Source organism: Frankia sp. CcMO1 (assembly GCF_977945845.1).
Genome location: NZ_CDWTMG010000037.1, coordinates 3,918 through 29,771, shown reverse-complemented (window position 1 = coordinate 29,771; position 25,854 = coordinate 3,918). Strand labels below are relative to the sequence as shown.

Sequence of the window (25,854 nt, the reverse complement as noted above, 5' to 3'; positions counted from 1 at the left end):
GATCCCGGCGGCTGTCCCCGACGGTGCACGCCGAACTGACCCGGGTCGCCGGCTACCTGTCGTTCTCCCTCGGGATGCTGGCCGTTGACACCGGCGACGACACCTCGGCGCGGCGGTTCGCGACCCTCACCGAGCAGTTCGCCGCCCAGCTCGACGACCGGCTGCTCACCGGCACCGCGCACAGCCTGGACGCGGCGATCGCCTTCGTCACCGGGCGCTACGCCGCCGCCCGCAACGCCGCGGCCAAGGCGGCCGCTGTCGACCATCCCTACCTGCACGGCTGGGCAGCGGCGGTGCAGGCCACCGTCGCCGCGGCCACCGGCGACGAGGCAGCCCTCGACGCCGCCCTGAACCGGCTGCGCAACCGGCCGACTGTGCTCGGCCTGCGCCATCCCGGCTGGCCCCCCTTCGACGAGGTCCGGGAGGCCTGCGTCGTCGCCGACGCGATGGCCCGCCTCGGGATGCCCGGGGCGCGTTCCGCCGCGTACACCGCGATCGACCTGACCACCCCGGCGACCCTCGACCGCGGCTGGGCGCTGGCGTCGCTCGCCGCCGCCACGCTGCGCCGCGATCCCGCGGTGGCCGAAGCCGCCCTCCTCGAGGTGGAGGACATCCTCGACAAGCGCCCGTCGCGGGTGCTCACCCTGAGGACGAACGAGATCCTGATGCTCACCTCGGCACACGCCGAGCGCGCCTCGCTGCGGGCCGGCGCCGCCTGAGCCGAGCCCGGGGGAGCAGGTCACCGGGCCGGCCGGCCGGCCGCGGCGCGCAGCCGCGCACCGCGGCGCACGAGCAGCCGTTCGGCCAGTGCGTCGGCGCGTTCGATGTCCTCGAGGGTGGCCCGCGTGCGCCGCTCGACCTCCAGGACCGCCGCCAGCAGCTCGGCGGACAGCCGGGTGCGGGCGGCGACCCGGGCGACGCTGGGCGGCAGCACGGACGCGCTGCCCGGCGCGGTGGGTACGGCGGGCCGGGTGGTGGTGGTCGGACGAGAAGTCAGATGCGCCAGAGTCACACTCCAGTGATATCGCGGCTGGTACGCACCGCAACGTCTTGACTTCTCGGCGAATCCGGGGATCAGCATTGCCCCACAGGGCATCCACAGGGTCGCGGCAGGTTACCCACCGGCTTGTCGACAGGTTTATCCACATAACGATCTTTGTATGGTAAACGTCACATTCCCGAAGGCCGGGATGCCGGTCGCGGTTCCGATATTCCGGTCCATGCACGTAACCGGATGATCCTGTTACAGTGTGCGCCGACAAGATCGGGAGCCACATGACAGGGTGGGACGACCCGCACCGGCAGCCGCAGCAGCCTGGGCCGGCCGGATACTACGAGCCGTACGGACACGAGCCGTACGGACAGCCGCCGCGGCCGCCTCATGGCCAGGCCGGCGGGCCGGGCCCGACGCCGTACCCGATCGGCCCGCCGCAGCCCTTCCCGGGTCCCGGCCCGGGCCAGGGTTACCCGCCGGTGCCGCCGAAGTCGGTCGCGGTCGCGCTGCTGCTGACCTTCCTGTGGCTGGGCGTGGGCCACATCTACGCCGGCAGGACCACCACGGGTGTCGTGCTCCTGATCGCCGACCTGTTCCTGTGGATGTTCTCCTTCTTCATCGTCACACTGATCATCACTGTTCCGGTGTGGTTCATCGTGTGGGTGATCGCCATGGTCAGCTCCGCCTCGGCGGTCCAGAAGTACAACACCCGGCTCGGCTACCCGCGCGGCTGACCACCGCGGGCGAGCAGGGCGTCCACCAACCGGCGGGCGTCGGCGAGATCGACCGGCTCGGCGACGAACAGGATGCGGTACATCATCGGTGCCATGACCCCCTCGACGATCTCACCGACCCCGGGGGCGGGTTCACCGCGACGCGCGGCCCGTTCGACGATGACCCCGATCTGCTTGCGGATGTACAGGTCACAGCAGCACGCCGGCCGGTCGTCGCAGCAGGAAGCGACCAGGTCGCGCAGGAACGCCCGGCCCGTGGGGGAGGACATCTCCTCCAGGTACTGCTCGCAGTAGGCGGCGAGATCGCCGCGCAGCGACCCGGTGCCCGCCGGCGGGGTCTCCGGGCGCAGCCGCTCGGCGGCGACGTCGGCGAGCAGCTCGGTCAGGTCCCCCCAGCGCCGGTAGACGGTGGAGGCGGTCACCCCCGCCCGGGCGGCGACCAGCGGCACCGTGATCTCGTGCCGACCCCGCTCGGCCTGCAGCGCGCGCACCGCGGCATGCACGGACTGCTGGACCCGCGCGCTACGCCCCCCGGGCCGCGGACCCTCGGACGGACTCACGCATCCAGCCTAACGCACATCCTTTGCGTTAACGTCGGGCCGAGGGTACCGTCGGGCGCTAACGCAAAATCTTAGCTTTAGCTGTCCGGTGAAGGGAAACCCGATGTCCTCCCAACCCATCGCCACCGGCCTCCCCGCCGGCCTGATTGGTCTGGCCGGCCAGACCAATCAGGCCGGCCAGGCCGGCGCCGCCGGTACCGGCGGCGGTGGTGGGAGCCCGTCCTCGGCGGCCTCCGCCCCGGTACCGGCGGTGGCCCTGCCGCGGCAGGCCGCGGCCCGCGACGCCCCGCCCGACCCGGGCACGGCGCCCCACCGGGGCAGGCTGTCCCCGCGCGCCGGATTCCTCCTGCAGACGTCGATGATCGGCTCGTTCCTCGCCGCGTCCTCGGCCCCCACCCCCCTCTACCCGGTCTACCAGGCCCGCTGGGGGTTCTCCCCGATCACCGTGACCGTCGTGTTCGCCGTGTTCGCCGTGTTCGCCGTGTACGCCCTGGCCGTCCTCGCCGCACTGCTCACCGTCGGAGCCCTCTCCGACCACATCGGGCGCCGTCCGGTGCTGCTCACCTCCTCGCTGCTGCTCGCCGCCGCCCTCGCGGTGTTCGCCACCGCCGGCGGGGTAGGGGAGCTGACCATCGGCCGCGTTCTGCAGGGCCTGGCGACCGGCGCCGCCAGCGGCGCCCTCGGCGCCGGCCTGCTCGACCTCGACCGGGCCCGCGGCACCCTGGCCAACGGAGTCGGCCCGTTCACCGGCCTGGCCCTGGGTGCCCTCGGGTCCAGTCTGCTCGTGGCCTACCTGCCCGCTCCCACCCGTCTGGTCTACCTGGTGCTGTGCGCGATCGTGCTTGCCCAGGCGGTCGGGGTCGCGGCGATGCCCGAGACCGCACCGCGCATCCCCGGAGCGATCGCGTCGCTGCGCCCGACCATCGGCGTACCCGCCGCCGCCCGCCGCGACCTGCTGATCGCCGCCCCCTGCCTGGTCGCCTCCTGGGCCCTGAGCGGGTTCTACCTCTCCCTCGGCCCGAGCCTGGCCCGTCTCGTCGTCGACTCCCGCTGGGTCGTGCTGGGAGGTCTCGCGGTCTTCGCCATCACCGTGACCGCGGCCCTGACGGTGCTGCTCGTGCGCGACACCGCCCCCCGCACCGTGATGTTCCTCGGCGCCCTGGGCCTGCTCGTCGGCGTCGGTGTCACCCTGCTCGGCGCGGACCTTCCCTCCACCCCGACGTTCTTCGCCGGCACCACGCTGGCCGGTATCGGTCTCGGCGCCAGTTTCCAGGGCGGCCTGCGCGTCCTGATCCCCCTGGTCGCCCCGCACGAACGCGCCGGCCTGCTCTCGGCCGTCTACGTGCTGTGCTACCTCGCCTTCGGCGTCCCCGCGGTCGTCGCCGGCTAGCTGGTCACCCACCACGGGCTGCTGCCCACCGCCCGCGGGTACGGCCTGGTCGTCATGGCCCTCGCCGCGCTGGCGCTCCTCGGCCTGCTCACCCGCGCCCGGCGCCCGGCGCCCGGCGGCCCTCGGCCGGCGAATCCGGAGGACCTGAGCACGGTCCGCGGTCCCTGACTCCACCTGCAGTCACCCGGTAGAGTGCTGTTGAAAATGGTTTTTTTGTTTCTATGTAGGGTGCCGGGTGTGAGTCGATCCTTTGCCTTTGCATCCCGCCTGCTGGCGCTTGGCGGCGCCGCCACGCTCGCGGTTTCCTTGATCGCCAGCTGTGGCGGCGACCGGGCTGCCACCGCCGAGGCCGCCGCCGGCCGGCTGCCGGCGGTGGCCAACTTCTACCCGGTGCAGTTCCTGGCCGAGCGGATCGGCGGGGACCGGGTGACGGTGACGAACCTGACCCCGCCCGGTTCCGAACCGCACGACCTGGCGGTGGACGGCCGCGGTGCCCAGGCGCTGGCCGAGGCAAAGGTGGTGTTCTACCTCGGGGCGGGTTTCCAGCCGGACGTGGAAAAGGCCGTCAGCGACAGCGCGCCCGCGGTGATCCGTCGAGACCTGCTCGCAGCGCCCGGGGTGAGCCTGCGACCCGCGCCGGCGGTACTGGGCGAGGAGGCCCTGTCCGGCGGCAAGGACCCGCATGTCTGGCTGGATCCGGTGCGGATGAAGGCGATGGCCGGCGTGGTCGCCGCCGCCTACACCGACGCCGATCCCGAGCACACCGCGGACTACCGGGCAAACCTGGCCACGCTCGGGCGTGACCTCGACGGGTTGGGCGCGGCCCTGCGGGCGGGCCTGACCGGCTGCGCGCAGACGGCGATCGTGACCTCGCACGCCGCGTTCGGGTACCTGGCCGACCGGTACGGGCTGCGGCAGATCCCGATCGCCGGGTTGTCGCCGGACGCGGAGCCGGACGCCAGGACCCTCGCCGAGATCACCGACACGGCCCGGGCGGCCAGGGCACACACGGTGTTCTTCGAGGAGGCGCTGCCACCCGATCTGGCCAGGACCGTCGCCACGGCGATCGGCGCCCGGGTGGACCTGCTCGCCGCGTTGGAGTTCGACCCGGGCAAGGCGTTGGGTGCCGGTCAGGACTACCTCAGCGTGATGCGCGGCAACGGGCGGCGCCTGCACACCGGCCTGGAGTGCCGGTGAACCCGCCGGTACTGGCGGCGCGCGGCCTGACCGTGCGGTACGGGCGGGTCACCGCGATCGAAGACGTGGACATGGCCCTGGCGGCCGGGGAGCTGGTCGCCCTCGTGGGGCGCAACGGCGCCGGCAAGTCCACCCTGCTGCGCGCCCTCGCCGGCCTCACCCCCCACGAGGGCACCGTCACCCGCCAGGCGACGGCATGCCACCACCGGCGCACCGAACTGCGGGGGACGAGCGAGGTGCGGGTGGCGTTCGTGCCGCAACGCGCCACCCCGCGCTGGGACCTGCCCATCTCGGTCCGCCAGGCGGTGGCGACCGGCCGGCTTTCCCCGCGGCGGCGGTGGCGGCGGCCAGCCGCCGCGGACCGCCGCGCCATCGAGGCGGCCCTGTTACGCATGGATCTGTATTCCCTGGCGGACCGGCCGGTGGGCGAGCTGTCCGGGGGGACAGGCGCAGCGGCTGCTGCTGGCCCGCGCCCTGGCGCAGGAACCGGACGTGCTGCTGCTCGACGAGCCGTGCGACGGCCTGGACGCCGCGAGCGTCAGCGCGTTGCTGGCCGCGCTGACCGAGCTGGCCACCGGCGGCATCGCGGTCTGCTGCGCGCTGCACGAGCTGCACCTGGCCCGTGGCCTGTTCGACCGGGCAGTGGTCATCGACCGGGCGGTACTCGCCGACGGCCCCGTCAGCCAGCCGAGGCCACTGGGGTACCCGTTCATGCAGCGCGCCCTGGTCACCACCCTGGCCGTCGGCGTGGCCGCACCGGTCGCCGGGGTGTGGGCCACCAGCCGCCGCCTGGTGTACCTGACCGACGCGATGAGCCACGCCATCCTCGCCGCCGCCGCGCTGCTCGGCGCCTCCCTGCTGGCCGGCGGGCTGGTCGCGGCGGCGGTGATGGCGCTGCTGGTCGCCGTGCTGGTGGTCCGGGCTCGGCTGCCGGAGGACAGCGCCATCGGGGTGGTCGGGCAGGGACTGTTCGCCCTCGGGGTGATCGGGGTATCGCAAAGCACCGAGCCTCGTGCCCTCTCGCACGTGCTGTTCGGCAACCCGCTGACCGTCACCACCACCGATGTGATCATCGAGTTGGCGATCGCCGCGCTGGTCGTCGCCGCGGCCGCGGGATGCCTGCCGCTGCTGGTCGCCACCACCGTCGACCCGGGCCACGCCCGCACCCTCGGCGTGCGCACCGGCCTGGTCGACACCGCGGTCATCCTCGGGCTCGGCCTCGTAGTCGTGATCGGCCTGACCACCGTCGGAGTCCTGATGGCGCTGACGCTGTGCATCGCCCCGGCCGCCGCCGCCCGGCTGCTGTCCAGCCGCCGGCCTCGGCGTCACCGCCGGGCTGGTCGGGCTGCTGGCCAGCTACCACCTCGGCCTGCCCGCCGGCCCCGAGGTCGCCGCCGCCGCGCTGACCCGCGCCGCCCGCCCCGGCCCCCGCACCGACCATGGGCGTGTGCCGCTGGCCGGCTGCGACCAAACCACCACCGGCCAAGGGAGAACATCCTGACCACCAATCCGACAACCCCACTGGCCGGCCTCGCCGGCCCCGCCGGCCGGCCCGACGGCACCGGCCGGGCCAACGCCGCCGCCCTCAAGGCGGTCGTCCGCGACATGCTGCTGCTGGACGACAGCCACACGGTGGTCATCCAGCAGCTGGCCTGCGCCGAGCCGGGCTGCCCACCTGTGGAAACCGTCATTGCCGTGCTGTCCGCGGGCGCGCCGACGCGCCGCTGGACGCTGCACCAGCCGATGGCCGAGCTGACCGCCGAGTCCGTTCGCGCCGCCCTGTCACCTGAAGGAGAAAAAGAATGACTGATACCCGGGTACCCGTCACCGTGCTGACCGGTTTTCTCGGTTCCGGCAAGACCACCCTGCTCAACCGCATCCTCAGCGAACAGCACGGCCTGCGCATCGCCGTCATCGAGAACGAGTTCGGCGAGCTCGGCGTCGACGACGCCCTCGTCCTGGACGCCGAAGAAGAAATCTTCGAGATGAACAACGGCTGCATCTGCTGCACCGTGCGCGGGGATCTCATCCGCATCCTCGGCACGCTGATGCGCCGCCGCGACCGCTTCGACCGGATCCTGGTGGAGACCACCGGCCTGGCCGACCCCGCGCCCGTGGCGCAGACCTTCTTCGTCGACGACGAGATCCGCGGCCAGCTGCGCCTGGACGCGATCATCGCCCTCGTCGACGCCAGGCACATCCTCACCCACCTCGACGAGATCAAACCCGACGGGGTGGAGAACGAGGCCGTCGAGCAGGTCGCCTTCGCCGACCGCCTCGTGCTCAACAAGACCGACCTGGTCGACCCCGACCAGCTGGGCGGCATCCAGACCCGGCTGCGGCAGATCAACGCCCTCGCCGACATCATCCCGGCGCAGCACGCGAAGATCGACCTGGCTGCCATCCTCGACGTCGGCGCGTTCGACCTCTCCCGCGTCCTGCAGACCGACCCGCAGTTCCTGCAGAGCACCGACCACCAGCACGATGTCGACGTCACCTCGGTCGGCATCGACACCCCAGGTGACGTCGACATCGACAAGCTCAACGCCTGGCTCGGCAAGCTCCTCGCGAGCAAGGGCGTGGACATCTTCCGGTTCAAAGGCATCCTCGCCCTGGCCGGCAACGACCGCCAGTACGTCTTCCAGGGCGTGCACATGCTCTTCGACGGCGACACCGGCCGCCCCTGGCGCGAGAACGAACCACGCACCAACCGGCTGGTCTTCATCGGCCGCAACCTCGACCGCGCCGAACTGGAGGCCGGGTTCACCGCCTGCCTCACCACCGCCGCATGAGCACCGCGACCATCGAAGCCCCGCTGTGGCAGGCCAGGATCGACGAGACCCCCGTCGCCGTGAGCGCGGCCGGCGGGCTGCTCGCCGTGGCCGGCGCCGACGGGACCTGCGCCATCCACCAGGCCGACACCGGTGAGCCCGCCGCCTCCCTGTCGGTCGACGGCGGCCTGCTCGACGCCGCGTTCTCCCCCGACGGTGCCCACCTGGCGCTGACCGGCCCCACCGGCTACCGGCTGTGGCACACCACCGGCCAGCAGCACAGCCCGTACGGCACGGCCGGCTGGTCCACCCGCGCCCGCTGGTACGGCGCCAACCGGGTGGCGGTCGCCTGCGGCCGGCACGTCCGGGTGCACGCCGCCGACGGCAGCCTGCTGTGGTGCACCGGCCCGGCGCCCAGCACCGTCACCGACCTCGCCTGGCTGCGGGCGGGCCGCGAGGTCGTCGCCGCCGCCTACGGCGGCGCCTACCGCTACGCCCGGCACAGCACCGACCCGGTCGAACACCTGCGCTACCCGGGCTCGCACCTCGCGATCGCCGTCGGCGCCAACGACCGGTGGGTCTGCACCGGCAACCAGGACCGCAGCGTGCACATCTGGCGCACCCGCGACCGGCAGGAACTGGAGATGCCGGGCTACCTGGGCAAGGTCACCCAGCTGGCGTTCGACCCCACCGGGCGATGGCTCGCCAACAACGGCGCCCCCGACGTCACCGTCTGGGACTTCGCCGGCAAAGGCCCCGGTGGCAGCAAGCCCCGGCTGCTGCGCGGTCACGACACCATCACCGCGCTCGCCTGGCAGCCCGCGACCGGCGCCGGCCTGGCCACCTGCGGCGCCGACGCCACCGCCGCGCTGTGGTGCGTCACCGCCGCCGCGCCCGGCCGCCCCGCCCGACCGGCGCACCGGTTCGACCTCGACGCCCCGGCCACCGCCCTCACCTGGCTCGACCAGCGGCGCATCCTCATCGCCACCCGCGCCGGCACCCTGTACGCGTTCGACACCGGCGCCTACCTGGAAGGCGGCCGTTAAGGAGGGTCTGACCTGCCCGGCATCCGGCCAGGCGGGAAACCGCGCTCGTGCTGGTCGACCTCCATCGCTGGATCCTCGCCATGCCATGGGCTCCGATTGCGCGACGGCCTGGCCGGGACCGGGACGAAAACCGTGCTCGTAACAGCCGAGCTCAGGGCCGGTCGGTGGCGGTGGTTGTCCCTGACCGGTCGGGGATGAAGATCTCCTCGATGGCCAGGCTGAAGATGTCGGCGAGGGTGAAGGCCAGGAGAAGGCTGGGGTCGTACCGTTCGGTCTCGATCGCGTTGATGGTCTGCCGGGATACCCGGCATCGGTCGGCCAGGTCGGCCTGGCTCCACCGGCGTTCCGCCCGCGGCGCGCGCAGCTGGTTCTTCATCGGCGTAGACGGGTGCGTAGGTCTGCGATCAGCAGCCACATCGCCACGCCGCCGATGGTGATTATCTGGGTGAGCTGGCGTAGCTGGACGATGCCAGCGGCGTCGAGCAGAGCGGCTAGCTGAAGCCCTACCAGGACTGCCGCGAAGGCAATCGCCATACTCTCCAGTTGGATCTTGCGCTGGTACTCGTCGGCGCGGCGGAAGGCGCGCAGCAATACCCATGCCACGGCGAGCGTGAACGCGCTGCTGACCCCAGCCACCAGGCCTCCTGGGCGGCGGTCTGGTCAGGGTCGCTGCCCAGGGCCAGAGCGATCCCTCCGAGGGTGGCGACGGGGAGACCGTCCAGGAAGATCGCCCTGCGGGCGGCACGTGTCACGTTGTCCTGCCGCGTCTCATCGATCATGGTATGAACGTAAAGCTGGCTTTCCATCAAGTCAAGTTTGCTTGTCATAGGCGGCTCTGGACATCGATGCAGAAGGATACGGCTACGTAGGCGTACCCGTATCCTTGGGGAGGAGTGAGAGGAGACCGGCGTGGCCGACGCCACCACGCGGCTGGACGCCGAACTCGACCGTCGCCTGGGCCAGGCTCAACAGACCGGCCCCGCGCTCTGGCCGTCCTCGACCTCGCCGGGCTAAGCCGCGGCCCGGTTCTAACGCCGCCAGGGGGAACGCGACCCGGGGCGCGGCGCCGGCTCGGTCGCCGCCCAGATCCGCCGCCACCGTGCCGTCGGAGTGTTCGGGGCGCCACGCAGCCGCGCGGAGACCGCCGCCGACCCCGCGGCCCCACCCGTCCCACCCGGTCGGGGGACCGCCCGCGGGCTGGTTCGACCGGGGAAGCCCCCACCACCGGCCGCACCACCGGTGTTCCCGGCGCCCGTCGCGGCGACGTCCGGGGCCGAGCGCGTCGCCGGCACCTGCGCCGCATCCCCGGCCTGCGCCTCCTCGGCCGTCCCAGCCGTCCCGGCCGCACCGGGCAGACCCGAGGCGAAGGCCGCCCGCGTCGCCTCCCACCAGGAGGTCGCGTCCTCGGCGCAGAGCCGGTCGACCTCGGCGGCCAGCCGCGCGGTGAACGCCCGCACATCCTCACCCGGCGCGGGGCGCATCGGCCGGCCGAACCGCACCGACACCGGCGGACGGCCCGCCACCGGCCAGGACCGTCCCCGCGGCATCGCCGCGTACGCACCCCGCAGCCCCACCGGAACCACCGGCACCCCCGCGTTGATCGCCAGATAGGCGGCCCCCAACCGGAACCGGCCCCGCGCCCCGTCCCGCGACCGCGCCCCCTCCGGGAAGATCACCAGGTTCCAGCCGTCCCCCAGCAGGTTCATCGGCGTCGCCGACGGCGCCCCACCGTGCCGTTCGATCGGCACCGTCGCGAACGCGAACGCACTCGACGCCCCCCGCCAGGCACTGTCGAAGAAATAGTCCGCCGCCGCCGTCACCGCCGTACGCGCCCGCACCCACCCGGGCACCGTGCACAACAGCAGCGGGGCGTCCAGATGACTGCTGTGATTCGACACGATGATCACCGGGGTGTCGCGGGCCCCGTCGAACGCCTCCGCCCCGTGCACCGCCACCGTCAGCGTCGTCCGCAGCAGCGGGCGCATCGCCCCGCGCAGAAACACCCCCCGGGCGGCCCGCGCTGCCGGGCGACGCGCCCACGCGGTCGGGAACTCCCGCGGCACCTCGGGGATCCGATGCGCCTCGGCGCTGCCCGGGACCGGCCCGCGGCCCCCCGGCCGCCACCCGGCCACCACCGCCCGCAGCCCCACACCCCGTCGCGGCCTACCCGCCATCCCGTTCACCTCTGCCCCTGCCGATCCGGTCCACCGCTGGCACCTGTGCTCCGCCGCGCATGGCCACCGCGTCCCACCCGGCGACCGCACGATCCGTGACCCGCATCTCCCGCGGTCACCGTACTTCGGCGATCAGATGGGGTGGGGAGTGCAGATAGGTGATAGACGGATCACGGCCCACCGATCCAGACACCATCTCCAACGCATCCGCCAACGTCGACGCCGCCCGGAACCCCAGCCGCGCGCACGCCACCCGATCACCGCCCACCCACACCACATCCCCCACATGGGCCATCGCCGGCGCCGCCTCATACCAGCGGTGGAACGGATGCACCCCGTGATGAGCAAGCGACGTCCGATACAGCGACGCATACCAGGGATCGGTGGCGTACTGCCGTTCGAACTTCGCCTCCACCGTCGCCGCCTCGGTCGACTCGGCGAGCACCTCCTCGTAGAAGTCCACGTAGGAGGGGTGGTGCAGCTGGGAGAACCGCGGCGCCAGCGGATGGTAGACGATCAACGCCCCGTTCTCGCGGACCACCGGCCGCCCCCGGTACCGGCCGAAAACCTCCCCGAGCGCGCCGTGCGCCGCCAGCACCGGGTTGACCACCGCCCCCGCGTCGAACGGCCCGAACGGACCCAGCCCGACGACGACGACGTCGCTCTGCCCGTCGACGGTGACCCGCTGCTGGGCGTCGACCGCCGCCGCCGCGGCCGCCGCGACCGCCGTAGGATCCCCCGCGCTCACCGAGGTGACCGCATAGTCGGCGGCGAAGTCACGCAGCAGCCGGCGGCGCGCCCGCGACCCCACCAGCTCCAGGCCACGGCCCAGCCCGACCGCCATCGCCTGATCGGCCAGCGACCACTCCCACTCCCGGCGGGTCAGGAACGGATAGTGCACCGGCGCCGTCGCGGCGTTCACCGTCACCGCGACGGCGAACACCCGCACCGCCTCGCACAGCAGCCGACCCATCCGCGCCGCCGGGCCCGCCGCCGCACCAACCCCCCCATCCCCGACGCCCCCAGCCCCGGGCAGGCCGGCGCGGCGGACCGCCGCGGCGACGCTGTGCACGTGACGCAGCGTCGCATACGACGACAGGCCGGTCACGAGCCCGCCCGCACCGACCGCCGCCGGGCTCTGCGCGACCCCGACATGCACCAGCAGGTCGGCGGTGGCGACCCGGCGGGAAACCTCCACCTGCTCGTCGGCGCCGGTCACCCCCACGACGGTGAGATTGTCCGGATCCTCCGCGTCATGGCTGCGCAACTGCCCGGGCCAGAACGAGCGGAACACCCGCTCCCCGACGATCCGCTCCACCTCGCCGGCGCTCAACCGCCGGTTCAACCCGTTCGCCACGACCAGCGCCACATCGTCGACACCGGCCGCCGCCGCCGTCGTCAGCACCGCCTCGATGACCCGCCCCCGCACATCCGGGCGACGCATCCGCGGCAACGGCGTCGACAGATCGTCAAAACTGATCGTCAGCCGCATCCCCGGACGCAGCAACGCCGCCAGCGGCTCGCTGCCCACCGGCGCTGCCAACGCCGCGGCGATCGCCGCCTCGACGTCACCGGCCCCGGGCAGCGACTCGGGCGGATAGACCACCCGCGTCCCGAGCGGGAACTGCTCGAGCAGCACGCCCTCACCCTGGTGCACCAGCAGCGGGGGAGTCCGCTCGTCGACCTCGAGCACGAACCCCGGTCTCACCAGCACGATCCCTTCCACGTCCGGCACGAAGGGACAACCCCTCCGTGTTGGCGCCCCGCCCGGCGGCGCAGCCCCACCATGCCCCCACCCGCCATGCCCCCACCCACCCCGGCCCCCGCCCGATCCCGGCACGCCCGCTCACAGCGCCACCGTCGGATCGAACGCGATACGCACCGCACCGAGCCGACCCGCGCACAACGCATGCTCCAACGCCTCCCGCCAGCGGGTCAGCGGATACGTCGCCGCGACCACCCCGTCCAACGGGGCGCCGGCGGCCAACGCGAACGCCCGGGCCAGCACCGAGGGCGCCGCGCCGAGCCGCGCCGCCCCCACCAGCTCCAACCCCCGCGCCCACAACGGCGTCAGATCCACCCGGCCCGTGGGCACACCCGAAAGCACCACCCGCCCCCCCGCCCGGGTCGTGCGCAGCGCCGTGGACAACGACGACGCCCGCCCCGCCGCGTCGAACGCGACATCCACCCCGCCGAGCAGGAACGCCCCACCCGCCCGCGGCGACACCCGCATCGCCTGCGTGGCCCGACGCACCCCGGCGACCGCCCCGCCCGGGTCGAACACCACGTCCGCCCCGAACCGGCGCGCCAGCTCCGCCTGGCGGGGATACTTCGCCACCACCGCCACCTGCCCCGCCTCTGTATGGGCCCGCAACGCAAGCACCGTGCACAACCCGGCCGCCCCCGCCCCGACGACGAGGACCCGCTGCCCGGCGCCGACCCGCGCCCGGTCCACGGCATGCACCGCGGCGGCCAGCGGGTCGACGAGCACCGCCCGGGCATCCGGCAGCGTCGCGGGCACCGGGCACAGCTGCCCACGGTGGGCGAGCATCACCCGGCTCCACCCACCGCCGCCCACCCCCCGCGCCAACCCGCCGTCACCGACCCCGCCGTCACCGGTCCCGGGGCCACTGCCCGGCGCCGGGTCGACGACGACCCGGTCCCCGGCGGCCAGCACCCGCCCGTCATCCAACGTCACCGACTCCTGCACCTCGGCGACGACCTCCTGACCCGGCACGAACGGCAGACCCACCATCGCCGTCAGATAGGCCGACACCCGACCCGTCACCAACGCCAGATCCGACCCGCTGATCCCCGCCAGCCGCGGCCGCACCGTCACCCACCCCGGGCCCGGCACCACCGGATCACCATGCTCGACATAGCGCAGCGGCGCCGCCACCCCGGCCAGCCCCGACCACCCCGACCGTCCCGCCCCGACCAGCCGCGACGCCGCCTGCCGCGGCACCGACGCATACAGCTCCAACCCGCGGGTCACCGCCCACCCCCCGACACCACGACCCCCGCCGACCCCGAGCCCGGTCCTGGTCCCGAGCCCAAGGCCGCTGCCGGCATCCCACCCGCCCCCGCCCCCGCCCGCGCCGCCGCGGCCCGCAGGCCACGCTCCCGACGATCCCCGACGACCAGGCGCGGCTCCCCGGCCGCCGACGCCCACTCCTCGATCGGCCACCCCGCCCCCCGCGCCACCGGATGCAACGCGAGATCCGGGTTCACCGCCACCGGGTTACCGACCGCCCGCAGCAACGGCAGATCCGACTGGCTGTCCGCATACGCCCACGACACCCCCAGATCCGCCCCCAACACCCGCGCATGATGATCGATAAACGCCGCCCGCGCATCCCCGACCAGCGGCGAGGACTCCAACCGGCCGGTCAGCAGACCATCTGCACCCACCTCCAGCCGCGCGGCGATCACATCGTCGAACAACGGCGCGAACGGCCGCGTCAACACCTCCACCGCCCCGGTCAACAGCACCGTGCGATGCCCCGCCGCCCGATGCTCACGCACCCGACGGATCCCCGCCGGTTTCACCCGCCGCAGCAGAATGTCCCCGGCGACCTCCACCACCAGCCGCTCCAACTCCGCCGGATCCACCCCCGCGTAGCGCGCGTACACCGACCGCATCAGATGCCCCCGGTCACGACGCTCCGCACGCACATACCGCGGCAACGCCACCGCCAGCGACGCAAGCTCCCGCACCCGCCGCGGCGCCGAGGCGTCCGCCAACCGCATCCACAGATACGACTCGATCACCGTCGCCGACGCCACCGCCCCGTCCAGGTCGAACACCGCCAGCACCCCGTCACCGGCGGCCAGATGCCCCGACAGCCGCCGCGGCGGCGCGGGATCACGCGGCCGGCGCAGCACCGCCGTCACCGCCGGGCAGTGCACGTCCTGCAGATAGTGCCGCCAGTCGAAACACGCCGGATCAAACCCGAACTCCGCCTGATCGGCCGGGTCCATCGCCGCGTGCAACGCACCCGTGGCGTCGTCGACATAGACCAGCTCCGCCTTCGTGTACGCCCGGTACACATCCGAGTAGCGGCGCAGAAACCCCACCCGGCTCTCCGCCCGCTCCAACTCCCCGGCGAGCCGGCGCACCCGTTCCGACGGCGGGGCATGCTCCAGCGCCCGGCCCGCCAACCCCACCAGCCGCTCCGAGCGACGCAGCTTCGCCTCCACCGCCGCTGCCCCCGCGAACGGCCACTCCGGCACCGCGAACGTCCCCCGGCCGCGCCGCGGCAACGGATCGGCCCGGAAATAGTCCCGCACATAGGCGTACAGATCCCGGAACAGCAACGGATTACGAAAACCCGAACACACCGTGTAATAGGCCGGGGTGCCCGCCGGCGGCACCATCGCCGCCGCCGCCAGGATCGCGTTGACAACCAGATCCACCGGGATGATGTCCACCACCGCGTCCGGGGAGGCGGGGAAGTCCGGCAGCTCACCGCGGCCATAGGCCAGGATCAGCGGCTCGGCCATCTTGAACCCCTCGATCCACCCCGGGAACGGCCGGCGCAGCGCGCTCTCGACGATCGAGGGACGGACGACCGTCAACGGCAGGTCCCCGTGATGATCCTCCAGATACCGCTCACCCAACGCCTTGGTGAACGTGTACGCATCCGTCCACCCCAGCACCTGCGCCCGCTCACCCCCGGCCGTCACCATCCGCCGCGCCACCCACGCCCGGCGCAGCCGCTCCGCCTCCGCCGACACCGTCTGCGCCCCGGCGGCGGCGAACCGCCGCGACGCCTGCGCCCGAAACCGCGCCGAACACTCCGGCGCCCGCGAGGCGTCCTCGGTCTGCTGGCGCACCCGCGACGCCGCATCCCACTCGGCCCGCCAGTCCACGTCATGGGCCAGCGGCCCCTCGGCGATGTGCCCCGAACGCAACCCAGCCACATACGCCGTCGACACATGCACCAGATGAGGCCTGGCCCCCCCGGCCGCAAGCGCCCGCAGCAGCTCCGCCACCCCGCCGACGTTCGTGGTGAACGCCTCGTCGACCGGCGGGTCGAACGACACCTCCCCGGCACAGTGGATGACCACGTCGATGTCGGCGGGCAGATCCGGCATCGACGCCAGATCCCCCTCGATCACCTCCACCCGCTCGGCGAGCAGCGCCGCCACCCCCGCCGCACCCAACGCCTCCCGCAACCCGCGGAACGCCGGCTTCCGCATCATGCGCGCCAGCCGCGCGGCCCCGCTGTGACTGCCCCGCGGCCGCACCAGCGCCACCACCGCCGTGCCGGGGAAGTCCGACAGCAACCGTTCCAGCAGCGCCTCCCCGACGAACCCGGTCGCCCCGGTCACCAGGACCCGCCTGCCCGCGAGCCGCTCACGCAGCCCCACCCTGACCTCCGCTGCCGTCACCTGCACCGCCACCTGCTCGTCCGGTGAGCATCCGCTGCACCGCCTGGGCCCTGCTCGTCCGGGTGGGCACCCGCCCCTCCGGAGCTCGCCCGGAGGGCAACAGTAGGCGACGATCCGCCCCCGTGACGTCAACCGGCGCACCGCCTGCGTGTGCCCACGCCGAGGTACGCAGGGAAACCTACCGTCACCAGGGCAGCGCCGTGACGGGCAGCCCCACCACCCACCCGCCGAGATGACCCTGCGCGTCACTCCGGCAGCCGGACGAACACGCCGGCCTCAGCCACCCGCGGCCTCAGCCAGCGCCCGCAGCAGCCGCGTGCACGAACCGGTCAGCCCCCACCGTTCGGCGAGCGCCCCCACCGCCGCCGGATCGACCGGCGCCGCCGGCAGCAGATCGGCGGAAGCACCCACCGGCACGTCCCGCACCACCGCCACCACCCCCACCGCGGCACGCACATAGTCCCGGGCGCCCTGCAACCGACGCCGCGCCCCGGCCGGCAGACCCGCACCGCCGTCGGCGTCAACCGCGGCGAGCACCGCCGCGAGCGACCCGAACCGGGTCAGCAGCGCCGCGGCGGTCTTCGCCCCGATCCCCGCCACCCCCGGCAACCCGTCACTGGGATCACCGCGCAGCACCGCGAAATCGGCGTAGGCCCGCCCCGGAACGCCGTAGCGTGCCGTCACCGCCGCCTCGTCGACCACCGCGAACTTCTCCACCGCGTACCGCACCCGCGCCCCGGCCGCGTCGTCGACGAGCTGGAACAGGTCCCGGTCACCGGTCAGGATGTCCACCTCCCCCCGGTGACGGGTCGCCAGCGTCGCGATCACATCGTCAGCCTCGAACCCGGCGGCCTCCGCCCGGGCGATCCCGAACGCGTCGAGGACCTCGCCGATGATCGGGAGCTGGACGAGCAGGTCGTCGTCCACCCGCTCGACCTGCCCTGCCCCTGCCCCGCCGGCCCCGGCATCGGCGGCCCGGTGCGCCTTGTAGGACGCCAGCAGCGCCACCCGGAACGCCGGCCGCCAGTCGGCGTCGAAACACGCCACGACCCGCTTCGGGCGCACCTCGCCGATCTGCCGGGCCAGCACGTCGAGCAGTCCCGGCACCGCGTTCACCGGGGTGCCGTCAGGAGCCCGCACCGAACGCGGCACCCCGAAAAACGACCGGAAGTACAGCGACGGGGTGTCGACAAGCATCAGCCGCCCGTCCGCCCCCGCCCGCTCACCCACAAGCACCGTCCCACTCTCCCCACGCACACAGCCGGCACCCATCCCAACGGGACCAGACCACGGACCAGAAACATCCACATCATCCCCTGTCCTCCTGCATACGCTCCGAACGTGCTGGAAGATCTCGACCGTCAAATCGTGCAGCTGCTGTGCCGAGATGGGCGTATGAGCTTCACCGACCTCGGCCGAGCCACCGGCCTGTCGGTCTCCGCCGTCCATCAACGCGTCCGACGCCTGGAACAGCGTGGAGTGATCGCCTCCTACACGGCGCTCGTCGACCCCGCCCAGATCGGCCTCCCCCTGACCGCCTTCATCTCGATCACACCGATCGACCCGAGCCAACCCGACGACGCCGCCGACCGGCTCGCCCACATCGTCGAGATCGAGGCCTGCCACAGCGTCGCCGGCGACGAGAGCTACCTGCTCAAGGTGCGGGTCGCCACCCCCGGCGACCTCGAGACGCTGCTGCAGCAGATCCGCGCCGCCGCGAACGTCTCCACCCGCACCATGGTCGTGCTCTCCACTCCCTACGAAGGACGCCCCCCCGCCCTGTGAACACCCCCCGGACCGCCCCCCGGACCGGACCGGCCGCCGCTCACCGCCTCAGGGCACGGCCACTACCCGGATCGAACAGATGGATCCGCGTCACATCCAGCGCGGCAGACTCACCACCGTGACCGACGACGCCCCCCGACCCGCCCGCACCATCCTGTACCGGGGCGGGCGCATCCACACCCCGGCCGACCCGTTCGCCACCGCGATGCTCACCGACGGCGACACCATCGCCTGGGTCGGCTGCGACGCCGCCGCCACCCGCCTCGGCGCTGACACCGTCATCGACCTCGACGACGCCCTGATCACCCCCGCCTTCGTCGACGCCCACGTCCACACCACCGCCACCGGCCTGGCCCTCTCCGGCCTCGACCTCACCGGCACCCCCACCCGCGCCGCCGCCCTCACCGCCCTCACCGCCCACGCCCACCGCCGCCCCGCCACCACCCTGTTCGCCACCGGCTGGGACGAGACCACCTGGGCCGACGACCCACGCCCGCTCACCGCCACCGACCTCGACCGCGCCGCCGACGGCGCCCACGTCTACCTCGCCCGCGTCGACGGCCACAGCGCGGTGATCTCCTCCGCGCTCGCCGCCGCCTCCGGTGCCCCCCACCACCCCGGCTGGCACCCCGACGGCACCGTCACCGGCCACGCCCACCACCTCGCCCGCCGGACCGCCGACGCCACCCTGACCCCCACCGGGCGCCGCGACGCCTGGAACACCACCCGCACCCGCGCCGCCGCCCTCGGCATCGTCGCCCTGCACGAGATGGCCGGACCCGACATCTCCTGCGCCGACGACCTCGCCGGCCTGCTCGCCCACGCCCGCACCGTCCCCGGGCCCGACATCGTCGGCTACTGGGCCGGAGACATCGCCACCGCCGTCGAACTCGGCACCGCCTGGGGCGGCGACGCCTTCGTCGACGGCTCCCTCGGCTCCCACACCGCCGCCCTGCACACCCCCTACACCGACGCCCCCCATACCTGCGCCACCACCCACCTCGACGCCGACACCATCCGCGACGCCGTCCTCGACTGCGCCGACGCCGGCCTGCAGGCCGGCTTCCACGCCATCGGCGACGCCGCCATCACCACCGTGCTGGACGGCTTCGAAGCCGCCGCCACCACCCTCGGCCACAACCGGATCACCGCCGCCCGCCACCGCCTCGAACACGCCGAAATGACCACCCCCGACCACCTGCCCCGCATCGCCGCCCTCGGCCTCGTCGCCAGCGTCCAACCCGCCTTCGACGCCCGCTGGGGCGGCGAGAACGGCATGTACGCCACCCGCCTGGGCCCCACCCGTGCCGCCGCCATGAACCCCTTCGCCGCCATGAACCGCGCCGGCATCCCCCTGGCGTTCTCCTCCGACGCCCCCGTCACCCCCCTGGACCCCTGGGGCGCCGTACGCGCCGCCGTCACCCACCACGCCCCCACCGCCCGCCTCTCCACCCGCGCCGCGTTCACCGCCGCAACCCGAGGCGGCTGGCGCGCCGCCCGCGCCGACACCGACGGCCACGGCACCCTCGCCCCCGGCGCCCCCGCCACCTACGCCGTCTGGGCCGTGCCCGGCGAACTCGTCGCCCAAGTCCCCGACGACCGCATCGCCGCCTGGTCCACCGACCCCCGCGGCGCCGTCGCCGGCCTGCCCGACCTGTCCGACCTGTCCGCACCCACCCCGACCTGCCTACGCACCGTCCTACGCGGCCGCATCCTCCACGACACCCTCACCTGAACATCACCGACCCGCACCTGAGCATCGCCCCCGCCCCACTGGGCACCCACCAGTCGCTTTGGTTTCGCCGGCGAATAGTGACACGGACCCGAGTCCCAGGCCGTCAAGACCGGCAGGACCGCCACACGCCCGCCGACCAGGGCCGGCGTGCTCAACGCGACCCACGTGACCGAAACTGGTCCGGTGACCCCACCGCCCGCCCGCCCCACCCCACCGCACCAGGCGGCCGGTGACACGGCCCCCACCCCACCAGCCGTCCCCGAACCGCCCGTGAACGGCGAACCGCCCGTGAACGGCGAACCGCAGGTAAACGGCAAACCACGCACGGGCCCGCGGCCAGACCCGGCAGGCCTGCGACCCACCCTGCTCCGCCACACCCGACGCCCGCTCGCCGCCCTCCTCGGCGGCGCCCTGCTCTACCTCGCCACCCCACCGGTCGGCTGCTGGCCCTTGGCCCCGGTCGCGGTCACCCTGCTCACCCTCGCCGTCCGCAACCGGCGCCTGCGCGCCTCCTACGGCCTGGGACTGCTGTTCTCCCTCGCCTTCTGCATCCCCCTCCTGCGCTTCGTCTCCTTCGTCGGCGCCGACGGATGGCTCGTGCTCTCCCTCGCCGAAGCCGCCATCCTCGCCCTCGTCGCCCCCGCCACCACCCTCGTCTGGCGGCTACCCGGAGCCTGGCTGTGGACCGCCGCCGTCTGGGTCGCCCAGGAATCGCTGCGCAGCCGAGCCCCCTTCGGCGGCTTCCCCTGGGGACGACTCGCCTTCACCCAGCCCGACAGCCCCTTCACCGCCCTGGCAGCCCTCGGCGGCGCACCCGCCGTCACCGCCGCCGTCGCCGCCACCGGCGCCCTCACCGCCCTCACCGCCCTCACCGCCCTCACCATCGTCAGGATCACCACCCCCACCCACGGCACCCCCACCCACGGCACCGGCACCGGCACCACACCCACCCCCCGCGCCCTCCCAACAGCCGCCGCGGCCCGCCGCCTCGCCGCCCCCATCCTCGGCACCGCCGCCCTCACCCTCACCGGCCTGCTCGTACCCCTGCCCACCACCCCCGAGCACGGCACCCTCACCGTCGCCGCCATCCAGGGAAACGTCCCCGCCGACGGCGGCTACCACGCCCTCGGCCGCGCCTTCCAGGTCACCGCCAACCACGTCACCGCCACCAGGCACCTCGCCACCGACGTCACCACCGGAACACGCCCACAACCCGACCTCGTCCTGTGGCCGGAGAACTCCTCCGACCTCGACCCCCTCACCAACCCCGCCGTCGCCACCGCCCTGCGCGCCGCCGCCCGCACCGCCGGCGCCCCCCTCCTCGTCGGCGCTGTCCTGGGCGGCCCCGGACCAGGCCACCTCCGCAACGCCGGCATGATCTGGACCGCCGACGGCTTCACTGGCCAGATGTACGTCAAACGCCACCCCGTCCCCTTCGCCGAATACCTCCCCGGCCGCGCCCTGCTCGAAAAACTCATCCACCGCTTCGCCGACGAGATGCCCAACGACTTCCTCGCCGGCACCACCCCCGGCACGCTCCACGCCGCCGGCACCACCATCGGGGACATCATCTGCTTCGAAGTCGCCTACGACGGCCTCGTCCGCGACACCGTCAACCACGGCGCCGATATCCTCGTCATCCAGACAAACAATGCCTCCTTCGGTCGCAAGGGTGAAAGCCAACAGCAACTCGCCATGTCACGCCTGCGCGCAGTCGAACACGGCCGGGCCACCGTCCAGGTCTCCACCAGCGGTGAAAGCGCCATCATCACCCCCGACGGCACCCTGCTTGCCAAAACCGGCCTCTACGAAGCAGGCATCCTCACCGCCGCGCTATCCCGACGTACCACCCGCACCCTCGCCGACCAGGCCGGGATCCTCCCGGAGGCGCTTCTCATCGCCCTCGGCCTGACCGCCATGATGGCAGGGGTGATCCACGCCCGGCGAACCCGCCCCACAAGCCCGGACCGTGACACCGCCAACGACGACATGACCGCCAACGACACCGGTAACGACGACACCAGCACCACCCGACCCGCCGCACAGCCCACACCACCCGGGCCGGCATGACCAGCACCTCGTAACCGGCACACCACCAAAGCCCATGACCCCGCGAAACGACACCGACAGCGCCACCCACCGTGACGCCACCCGGGCAGACACCGCCGCGGACATGGTCCCTGACCAGGAGAGGAAGCGCGTGGATCCCAACCGCGTTGTCGTCTGCGTCCCGACCTACAACGAGCGGGACAACCTACCGGACACCGCCCGCCGCCTGCGGACGGCCAACCCAACGGTCGACCTGCTCGTCATCGACGACGCCAGCCCCGACGGCACCGGGAAGATCGCCGACGAACTCGCCGCCTCCGACGACCACATCCACGTCCTGCACCGCGAAGGCAAATCCGGCCTCGGCACCGCCTACGTCGCCGGCTTCTCCTGGGCACTACGCCACGGCTACACCGTCATCGTCGAAATGGACGCCGACGGCTCCCACCAGCCCGAGCAACTACCCCGCCTGCTCGCCGCCCTCGACCACGCCGACCTCGTCATCGGATCCCGCTGGATACCCGGGGGAGAGGTCCGCAACTGGCCGCGGCGCCGCTTCCTGCTCTCCCGCGGCGCCAACCTCTATGTCCGCGCCGCCCTCGGCATACCCCTACGCGACGCCACCGCCGGCTTCCGCGCCTACCGCGCCGACGTCCTCCGCGACCGCGACCTGCACCGCGTCACCTCCCAGGGCTACTGCTTCCAGGTCGACCTCGCCTGGCAGGCCTGGCGCCGCGGCTTCCGCGTCCACGAAGTCCCCATCACCTTCGTCGAACGCGAACGCGGCACCTCCAAGATGAGCAACGCCGTCGTCGCCGAAGCCCTCTGGCGCGTCGCCTGGTGGGCCGCTACCACCCGACGCCACCGCCCCACCCCGAAGACAACCGCCACCGACACCACACCCCACGGCACCACACCCCACGAGCCCCTCCACACCCCCCAGAACCGTAGCGTCACCTCCGGCCACGCCTGAATCCGACGCCCACCAGCCGAACCAGCCCCCACCACCGCCCAACCCGACCCGCGGCCGCACGGAACCAGCCGGCACAACACGATGCGACACCCGGCCGGACCCGACGCGGCCACCACCGCACAAACGCAACACAAACGAACACGACACAACGAACCGACCGCGGACACGGCGAAAGGCCGGACACGGCAACCACCCCGCGCCCGACCCCTTACCGCACAACCACCCAAACGATCAGACCGATCAGGCTGAACGCCTGTCCGCACCGGTACCCCGCAGAACGGCCAACCGCTCCGCCAAGACCTCCTCAAGGTCATCCGTCGTCCGACGCTCCATCAGCATGTCCCAGTGCGTACGCGGCGGCTTCGCCTTCTTCGGCTCAGGCCGCTCACCATCGACAATGACCGACGCCCCACCACAAACCCTGCACTCCCACACCGACGGCACCTCGGCCTCAGCCGCGAAGGGCATGGTGAACTGGTGGCCGTTCGGACAGTCGTAGGACGCGGACTGCCGTGGGGCAAGCTCGGTGCTGCGGTCAGTCTCGTAGGACACAGCACCGAGACGGCTTCCCCGCAGGATGCGCTCGCCCATATAACTCCTCCGAGCGTCGAGACGTGTGCAACTACCCCTCGACAACGTTCCAGCCAGCCCAGACGTTCCCACCGACGAAGGACCACCAACACGACCATGAACACCCAGCGATCCCACTCCACCACAAAACACCGCACCCCCCGCTCCCGAACCCTGCACACCACCACCCTCGGCATCACCCGCGCCACCATCGGCATCCTCGCCCTCAGCCGCCCTGTCGACACCATCCGCCTCACCGGCGTCGACCGCGTCACAGCCGCCAGGCTCGCCTGGCTCGCCCGACTCGCCGGCATCCGCGACCTCGCCCTCGGCGCCGGCCTCCTCCACGCCCTGACCACCCGCCGCGACACCACCACCTGGCTGTGGGCCGGAATGATCGCCGACGCCGCGGACGTTGCCGTCCTTGCGACCACCACCACCCGCGGCGAACTCCCACCCATGATCGGCACCGCCATGACCACCGCCGCCCTCGGCGGCGTCACCGCCGCCGTCCCCCTCACTCTGCCCCGACACCACCCGAACACCGACACACCACCGACCACCGACACCGGGGGAGAGCACCACACCGGGGGAGAGCACCACCACCCCGCCCCGCCCACTCCCGCCCGCAGAAAGGCAGCCGTCGCACCATGACCGAGACCGACCCCCACGACACCACCACCCCCGCGGCCACCACCGGACCCGACAAAATCGTCAAGACCGACGAGCAGTGGCGCGCCGAACTCGACCCCGAGCGCTACGCCATCCTCCGCCGCGCCGCCACCGAACCCCCCTTCACCGGCGCCTACATCTACAGCAAAGAAAATGGCACCTACCGCTGCGGCGGCTGCGGCGCCGCCTTGTTCACTTCCGACACCAAATACGACTCCGGCTCCGGCTGGCCCAGCTTCACCCAACCCGCCGTCGCCGACGCCCTCGAACTCGTCGAAGACCATTCCCACGGCATGATCCGCACCGAAGTCCGCTGCGCCCGCTGCGGCGGACACCTCGGCCACGTCTTCGACGACGGACCCGGCCCCACCGGCCAGCGATACTGCATGAACAGCCTCGCCCTCGACCTCGACCCGAACTCCCGCTAGAAAACCCCGACCGACCCGTCGACACCTCCACCCCCATCGGCCGGCCGTTCTTCCGCAAGGCGACCGCTCGCCGAGTGCGGTGCGGCCCGTCGTCACTGATGACGATCTTTCTCCATGCCTCGGCCCACACCTGCGGGTCGCCGCCGCCGCGGCGACGACCCGGACCGAACATCTGCGGCTGGTGGCGCCGTGGCGCCCTACCTGGGGTGGCGGCTACCGGTGGGCCTGGAGCTGAAGGAACAAGTCGCGCACACCCGCGCCGAGGCGCAGCGGGGTGAGAGATCCGTCCGCGTTTTACGGGAGGTTCGTCCAACGGTGGGAAGCGACGTTGTTGTCAATCGACTGGCCAGCGCCTCTGCCCGTCCCTGCGTCGAAGGTGTACGGGGCGAGGTCCGGGAGGTAGACGCCGTTGTAGACTCCCCGGCGAGCGTGTGTCTGATGCGTTCCCCAGTACAGCCAGACGTCGTCCAGGGAGCCCGGGTAGCCGTTGTTCCACAACGAGGAGATCTGGTTGCGGCAGCTGCCCCAATCGTCGGAGTCACTGAGGTACGAGGTGCACCACGAATTGCCGAAGGGGTCCACTGCCTCGGTGTCTCGCCACAGGTGCAGGTGGCCGTCGGCCGTGGCGCTGGCGGAGGCGTCCGGGGCGGTGGCGGGCGCCGAAGGCCGGCCGGTTTGGGGGGCTGCCTGGGCGGTGGCGGGCAGCACGACCGCGCTGGCGGCCGATACGGCCGATACGGCCAGGGCACGGTAAATGGTGCGCATGATGGTCTCCCTTTTCGGTGTTTTCTTGGATGGTTTTCTCTTCCGCCCCGTCACATGCGGTCAGCGTAGCTGCGCAGTAATAGGGCAAAGCTGCGAGCTGGAGCCGGTGGGCGGTATCCAGCTCTGCGTGGTATTGGCGGTTGAGCCGCTCGGCGTGCTCCAGGTCGAGCGCCTTGGCTTTCGCGGCCAGACCGGAAACGGCAGCGCAGCGTGCCTCGGTGACGGCAAGTCCGATCTCCTGCTCACGGGGCAGCGAGGTCTCTTTCTGGTCCGGCAGGGCCTTCTCACGGAGCTCGGCAGGGCTGCGGTAAGGGCGACCGGCCGCGCGCATACATTCAGCCCACGGTTTGACGGCCTGGTCGAACCGCGGGTCTGCCAGCACGTGCTGTGAGCGGACCTGCGGGAGGGATTCCATGGTTACCTTCGCCTGGAACCAGGTAGGAAGGTCACCGTAGAGGGTGCGCTCGGCTTCCGACTGACAGCCCTGGGAGCTGCGCTGCAGCACCATGCCGTCAGGAGCGCGAGCGGTGACTTCAACAGGGTTCTGACCGTTTGCGGCCTTCAGGGCCTGCGCTCGGCGGGTGGGCGGCAGAGGAGTCGAAATGAAATAACTTGCG

General features: G+C 72.8%; 25 protein-coding genes and 1 pseudogene. 15 read left to right on the top strand and 11 right to left on the bottom strand.

Annotation, left to right across the window (positions count from 1 at the left end; translation table 11 throughout):
• Window positions 1–719: hypothetical protein (locus AC08OU_RS07630; RefSeq protein WP_476604573.1), on the top strand; the 719-nt coding region annotated here is incomplete at its 5' end.
• Window positions 720–739: 20 nt separating this feature from the next.
• Here the strand turns inward: AC08OU_RS07630 and AC08OU_RS07625 are convergent.
• On the bottom strand, window positions 740–1,012 hold the full coding sequence (locus tag AC08OU_RS07625) for a hypothetical protein (RefSeq protein ID WP_476599476.1): 273 nt from the start codon (window positions 1,010–1,012) through the stop codon (window positions 740–742).
• Window positions 1,013–1,275: 263 nt separating this feature from the next.
• On the opposite strand from AC08OU_RS07625, the gene AC08OU_RS07620 reads away from it, so the two are divergent.
• Window positions 1,276–1,728: a TM2 domain-containing protein gene (locus AC08OU_RS07620; protein ID WP_476599474.1), complete on the top strand. Its 453-nt coding sequence runs from the start codon at window positions 1,276–1,278 to the stop codon at window positions 1,726–1,728.
• On the opposite strand, the gene AC08OU_RS07615 is transcribed toward AC08OU_RS07620, so the two are convergent.
• Complete coding sequence (locus AC08OU_RS07615; protein WP_476599473.1) at window positions 1,713–2,288, bottom strand: TetR/AcrR family transcriptional regulator; 576 nt, start codon at window positions 2,286–2,288, stop codon at window positions 1,713–1,715. The genes AC08OU_RS07620 and AC08OU_RS07615 overlap by 16 nt on opposite strands.
• A gap of 103 nt (window positions 2,289–2,391) precedes the next feature.
• On the opposite strand from AC08OU_RS07615, the gene AC08OU_RS07610 reads away from it, so the two are divergent.
• The 6 genes and pseudogenes from AC08OU_RS07610 (at window position 2,392) to AC08OU_RS07585 (ending at window position 8,692) form a co-directional block, all read left to right on the top strand.
• The gene (locus tag AC08OU_RS07610) at window positions 2,392–3,678 is read left to right on the top strand and encodes an MFS transporter (protein ID WP_476599471.1); all 1,287 of its coding nucleotides are present in this window, start codon (window positions 2,392–2,394) and stop codon (window positions 3,676–3,678) included.
• A gap of 237 nt (window positions 3,679–3,915) precedes the next feature.
• Window positions 3,916–4,875 (top strand): metal ABC transporter substrate-binding protein, encoded by a 960-nt coding sequence (locus AC08OU_RS07605; RefSeq protein WP_476599469.1) that lies wholly within the window; start codon window positions 3,916–3,918, stop codon window positions 4,873–4,875.
• 71 nt (window positions 4,876–4,946) lie between these two features.
• Window positions 4,947–5,309 (top strand): annotated as a pseudogene (locus tag AC08OU_RS07600) (ATP-binding cassette domain-containing protein); the annotation flags it as partial.
• Window positions 5,272–6,681, top strand: a complete 1,410-nt coding sequence (locus tag AC08OU_RS07595; protein ID WP_476599485.1) for a metal ABC transporter permease — start codon at window positions 5,272–5,274, stop codon at window positions 6,679–6,681. The pseudogene AC08OU_RS07600 and the gene AC08OU_RS07595, both read left to right, overlap by 38 nt.
• A complete protein-coding gene (locus AC08OU_RS07590) occupies window positions 6,678–7,667 on the top strand; it encodes a CobW family GTP-binding protein (RefSeq protein ID WP_476599467.1) in 990 nt (329 codons plus the stop codon). Before AC08OU_RS07595 ends, AC08OU_RS07590 begins: the two co-directional genes overlap by 4 nt.
• Entirely contained in the window at window positions 7,664–8,692 is a 1,029-nt protein-coding gene (locus AC08OU_RS07585) for a WD40 repeat domain-containing protein (RefSeq protein ID WP_476599465.1), read from the top strand. Before AC08OU_RS07590 ends, AC08OU_RS07585 begins: the two co-directional genes overlap by 4 nt.
• A gap of 151 nt (window positions 8,693–8,843) precedes the next feature.
• Here AC08OU_RS07585 and AC08OU_RS07580 read toward each other — a convergent pair whose 3' ends face one another.
• From AC08OU_RS07580 to AC08OU_RS07550, 7 genes are all read right to left on the bottom strand, one after another.
• Window positions 8,844–9,068, bottom strand: coding sequence for a helix-turn-helix transcriptional regulator (locus tag AC08OU_RS07580; protein WP_476599463.1), 225 nt, complete (start codon window positions 9,066–9,068; stop codon window positions 8,844–8,846).
• Window positions 9,065–9,328 (bottom strand): hypothetical protein, encoded by a 264-nt coding sequence (locus AC08OU_RS07575; protein ID WP_476599462.1) that lies wholly within the window; start codon window positions 9,326–9,328, stop codon window positions 9,065–9,067. Before AC08OU_RS07575 ends, AC08OU_RS07580 begins: the two co-directional genes overlap by 4 nt.
• A gap of 392 nt (window positions 9,329–9,720) precedes the next feature.
• Window positions 9,721–10,866 carry a lysophospholipid acyltransferase family protein gene (locus AC08OU_RS07570; RefSeq protein ID WP_476599460.1) on the bottom strand — a complete coding sequence of 382 codons (1,146 nt, stop codon included), beginning with the start codon at window positions 10,864–10,866 and terminating at the stop codon, window positions 9,721–9,723.
• A 115-nt stretch (window positions 10,867–10,981) separates the two neighbouring features.
• Window positions 10,982–12,580, bottom strand: coding sequence for a lactate racemase domain-containing protein (locus AC08OU_RS07565; protein WP_476599483.1), 1,599 nt, complete (start codon window positions 12,578–12,580; stop codon window positions 10,982–10,984).
• Window positions 12,581–12,712: 132 nt separating this feature from the next.
• Window positions 12,713–13,861, bottom strand: a complete 1,149-nt coding sequence (locus tag AC08OU_RS07560) for a zinc-binding dehydrogenase (protein WP_476599458.1) — start codon at window positions 13,859–13,861, stop codon at window positions 12,713–12,715.
• Window positions 13,858–16,239, bottom strand: a complete 2,382-nt coding sequence (locus AC08OU_RS07555; protein ID WP_476599481.1) for an HAD-IB family phosphatase — start codon at window positions 16,237–16,239, stop codon at window positions 13,858–13,860. The genes AC08OU_RS07560 and AC08OU_RS07555 overlap by 4 nt, the downstream gene beginning before the upstream one ends.
• Window positions 16,240–16,536: 297 nt before the next feature.
• Entirely contained in the window at window positions 16,537–17,457 is a 921-nt protein-coding gene (locus tag AC08OU_RS07550; RefSeq protein WP_476599480.1) for a 5'-3' exonuclease, read from the bottom strand.
• Between the two features lie 144 nt (window positions 17,458–17,601).
• On the opposite strand from AC08OU_RS07550, the gene AC08OU_RS07545 reads away from it, so the two are divergent.
• From AC08OU_RS07545 to AC08OU_RS07530, 4 genes are all read left to right on the top strand, one after another.
• Window positions 17,602–18,045, top strand: coding sequence for an Lrp/AsnC family transcriptional regulator (locus tag AC08OU_RS07545; RefSeq protein WP_476599456.1), 444 nt, complete (start codon window positions 17,602–17,604; stop codon window positions 18,043–18,045).
• Between the two features lie 79 nt (window positions 18,046–18,124).
• Entirely contained in the window at window positions 18,125–19,780 is a 1,656-nt protein-coding gene (locus AC08OU_RS07540; protein WP_476604572.1) for an amidohydrolase, read from the top strand.
• Between the two features lie 165 nt (window positions 19,781–19,945).
• Window positions 19,946–21,850: an apolipoprotein N-acyltransferase gene (gene lnt / locus AC08OU_RS07535; RefSeq protein ID WP_476604571.1), complete on the top strand. Its 1,905-nt coding sequence runs from the start codon at window positions 19,946–19,948 to the stop codon at window positions 21,848–21,850.
• Between the two features lie 130 nt (window positions 21,851–21,980).
• Entirely contained in the window at window positions 21,981–22,802 is an 822-nt protein-coding gene (locus AC08OU_RS07530) for a polyprenol monophosphomannose synthase (protein ID WP_476601333.1), read from the top strand.
• Between the two features lie 240 nt (window positions 22,803–23,042).
• Here the strand turns inward: AC08OU_RS07530 and AC08OU_RS07525 are convergent, their stop codons facing one another.
• Window positions 23,043–23,393, bottom strand: a complete 351-nt coding sequence (locus AC08OU_RS07525) for an RNA polymerase-binding protein RbpA (protein WP_462187849.1) — start codon at window positions 23,391–23,393, stop codon at window positions 23,043–23,045.
• Between the two features lie 96 nt (window positions 23,394–23,489).
• On the opposite strand from AC08OU_RS07525, the gene AC08OU_RS07520 reads away from it, so the two are divergent.
• Window positions 23,490–24,026 (top strand): hypothetical protein, encoded by a 537-nt coding sequence (locus tag AC08OU_RS07520; RefSeq protein ID WP_476601334.1) that lies wholly within the window; start codon window positions 23,490–23,492, stop codon window positions 24,024–24,026.
• Window positions 24,023–24,472, top strand: a complete 450-nt coding sequence (gene msrB, locus AC08OU_RS07515; RefSeq protein ID WP_476601335.1) for a peptide-methionine (R)-S-oxide reductase MsrB — start codon at window positions 24,023–24,025, stop codon at window positions 24,470–24,472. The genes AC08OU_RS07520 and msrB overlap by 4 nt, the downstream gene beginning before the upstream one ends.
• Before the next feature lie 294 nt (window positions 24,473–24,766).
• Here msrB and AC08OU_RS07510 read toward each other — a convergent pair whose 3' ends face one another.
• Window positions 24,767–25,237 (bottom strand): hypothetical protein, encoded by a 471-nt coding sequence (locus tag AC08OU_RS07510; RefSeq protein ID WP_476601336.1) that lies wholly within the window; start codon window positions 25,235–25,237, stop codon window positions 24,767–24,769.
• A 106-nt stretch (window positions 25,238–25,343) separates the two neighbouring features.
• Between AC08OU_RS07510 and AC08OU_RS07505 the strand changes: the two genes are divergently transcribed.
• The gene (locus AC08OU_RS07505) at window positions 25,344–25,628 is read left to right on the top strand and encodes a hypothetical protein (protein ID WP_476604570.1); all 285 of its coding nucleotides are present in this window, start codon (window positions 25,344–25,346) and stop codon (window positions 25,626–25,628) included.
• Window positions 25,629–25,854: the final 226 nt, after the last annotated feature.